The sequence below is a fragment of the Neptuniibacter marinus genome, assembly GCF_001597725.1.
GTDB classification, from domain to species: Bacteria; Pseudomonadota; Gammaproteobacteria; order Pseudomonadales; family Balneatricaceae; genus Neptuniibacter; species Neptuniibacter marinus.
In genome coordinates this window covers 1-2,788 of record NZ_LUTR01000040.1, presented here as the reverse complement: position 1 = coordinate 2,788, position 2,788 = coordinate 1, and the positions used below count along the sequence as shown (strand labels likewise).

The following is a 2,788-nucleotide window of genomic DNA, read 5'->3' as shown; positions in this document are numbered from 1 at the left end:
AGAATTTAGCCCAGATCTAAACTGACAGACACCAGATAAAAAACGGGTAACTGTCAGATCAAGTCTGAGCTACTACATTTTAGTAAGTGCAAATACAAATCTAATAATCATCGGGGGGGGCAGACTAAAGTTATTTTTGATTTAACTTAAGTTTCAAAAGATTAAATATTTCATTTTACTCTGACCCCAATTATTCCAGCTACAGCACAGTGTTAGGCATTTTATCAAAATCAGTCCATTTCATGGTTAATCAAGCACCTCAACCTTCACCGCCTTACATTCAAACCGATTGCTGGATATTGCCTTAACTTGTATTTTGCTCAAATGAACTTTGATTCCTTTTTGTAACGTTTTTCCGTTTTCCATCAGTGACTTTATCATTGATGGCTCAATACGCGCTGTACTTGCACATTTTTCTTTCCATTTCGGATGTGATGGTGCGTCAATGATATGTCTAGCCCTGCCAGCATTATGTCGATATATGCCTACAACATCATTACCAAACCACCACGAACCTGAAGGAAGATAATCTGGATCGGCTTTCGATTGGTAGGGTTTATTCGTAAATTTTTTGTTGTGTTCAGCATCACACTGCTCTCCAAACTTAACCGTTTGACCTGCCTCTTGTTGCTTAGCGGCCGCAAGACAAAAGCGCCAACAGAGTTTGTATCCGTGTTCAATACATTGGTCTGCCTTGTCCCGATAAGCAAGTGTGTCTGCAAACACTGTATTACCATAAATAAGTAATACAGCCAAAACGTAACTCGGAAATAACATTAACTTCATCAACAACTCCTTTGCCTAATTGTTAGGTTTCCTTTCGTGATCTATAAAACATTTGTCAGAACTTGCATGCACATAGACATAATGACTCCCACGAGGTGCTGACCTCCATTTTCGTGGGTTAGCTAAAAGCCAGAGCCATACTGTATCTGTTAACAATACCAGTCGGAGGTCAGCATGATTAACAGTAGCATAATTTTTATTGGCTTAGACACTCACAAAAAGTTTACTGAGGTCGTAAAGGGCTTTAAACGAAAAAGCAGGTAGAACTGTGCTTAAACTTGACAGTGGGAGTCATACCAACGATGAAACTCACTTGAACCCAAAAGCAAGCGAAGCGACGATTTTGGTGGTCAACTGGAGTGCCTTGTATATTTATATTTCACCGAAATTTACTTGTGGCAGGCATTCAAACCCTGGTTTGGCGAATAAATAGCCCTGCATCAATTCAATGCCGGCATCTTGCAACCAATTCATTTCATTTTTAGTTTCTATACCCTCTGCCAATGGGGTTATGTTTAGATCATGAAATAATCTCAAACAATTTTTAATTATAAGTTGTCTTGGCTTATCCTTATCTATATTGCGAATAAGATCCATATCTAACTTAATTATGTTTGTCTGAAAATCAGCCAATAAGCCTAGCCCAGCATATCCTGAACCAAAGTCATCAATAGCCGTTTTAAACCCCATATTTTTGTAATACTCAACTATTTCTTTTACGAAATTACTATCATCAATTTTTTCAACCTCTGTAAATTCAAACATAATCTTATCTATAGGGAAATCATGTACTTTGGCGGCTTCTATAGTAGTACGTATACAGCGTTCAGGTTTATAAACTGCTTTTGGGAGAAAGTTAATGCTGAGCATAGATTCGAGTTTCAATTTTGATGCTAGGCTTATTGCTTTTACGCGACAGAGCTGGTCAAACAGATAGCGATTATCATCGTTTACTTTAGATATAATCGAATAAGCAGATTCGTTATTTAGGCCACGAACTAATGCCTCGTACCCAAATATCAGCTTTGTCTGGCAGTTAATGATAGGCTGAAAAGCCATGGTGAACTCGAAATCAAGACTGCTTTTATCGGCGCAATTATCGCATGAAAACCTGTCAAAAATTATTGGGGGATTTGTCATCATACAGTCCTCATTAAATATAACGCCTTGCTCAGTTGTGACCGGAATGGAGTTTGATTTGCGCCAATATTTTTCTAGCGCAAATCAAACAGAGTGTAGGGAATCAACTGAAGCAATTTGTTATCAGCTTTTTTCGGCTTCTTTGTTGTGCCATACACGCAAGATGTGAATTTCTTCACTAGCTATGAGATAGCGTACAGTGTACGAAGTTACAAATAAATCTCTAATGAGCTCAGGGTCAGGCGCTTTAGCTACCGGTAAGCCCATTCTGGGGAACGTCTCGAGTTTACTGATACCTTCTAGAAGTTCGCCAGCAATCCTTTGAGCTGCATTTGGGTTCTTTTCGGCAATGAATTCCCGTAACCGAGACAGGTCACCTACAGCTTCCGGCGTATAAGAAATAGTCACTCTTGAGGTGATGCCTTCTCGCCTTTGGAGCCCCAGCTCTGAAGCCATTCTTCAACTTTAGCGCCATTGATGGATTTGCCTGATTTTACGGAATCTAGGGCCTGGAGGGTGTCTTCCCAGCGAGAATCTTCCATGGCCTGACGGGCTAAAAACTCTTTAACTGCCTGATTTATAAGGTAATTCTTACTTCTATCTAATTTAACTGAAAGGTTCTCTAGAGGCCTTTCAACCTCATTATTAAGGCGAATACTAGTAACGCTCATAGTCGGCTCCATACACATGTGTTCACATGTAATACATAATACTACAGGAAACTAGATAGAGCGAGTGACTTATAACGCTTAAAGCAGCCGCGCAGCATGCGTCGGATGGTTTTTTTTGTGTACGCCCAGCATGGGCATGAACTAATGAGGTGAAAGTCCTCTGTAGGAAGGTCACCATCCATAGCGATTTA

General features: G+C 39.9%; 4 protein-coding genes. All 4 read right to left on the bottom strand.

Going from position 1 to position 2,788, the window contains the following annotated elements; genetic code table 11:
• Window positions 1-246: 246 nt before the first annotated feature.
• Window positions 247-786 carry a hypothetical protein gene (locus A3774_RS15895; protein ID WP_067870002.1) on the bottom strand — a complete coding sequence of 180 codons (540 nt, stop codon included), beginning with the start codon at window positions 784-786 and terminating at the stop codon, window positions 247-249.
• Between the two features lie 372 nt (window positions 787-1,158).
• Window positions 1,159-1,845, bottom strand: a complete 687-nt coding sequence (locus tag A3774_RS15890) for an EAL domain-containing protein (protein ID WP_231868005.1) — start codon at window positions 1,843-1,845, stop codon at window positions 1,159-1,161.
• Window positions 1,846-2,049: 204 nt separating this feature from the next.
• Window positions 2,050-2,334 (bottom strand): type II toxin-antitoxin system RelE/ParE family toxin, encoded by a 285-nt coding sequence (locus A3774_RS15885; protein ID WP_067869994.1) that lies wholly within the window; start codon window positions 2,332-2,334, stop codon window positions 2,050-2,052.
• On the bottom strand, window positions 2,331-2,597 hold the full coding sequence (locus tag A3774_RS15880; RefSeq protein ID WP_067869991.1) for a transcriptional regulator: 267 nt from the start codon (window positions 2,595-2,597) through the stop codon (window positions 2,331-2,333). The genes A3774_RS15885 and A3774_RS15880 overlap by 4 nt, the downstream gene beginning before the upstream one ends.
• Window positions 2,598-2,788 lie beyond the last annotated feature (191 nt).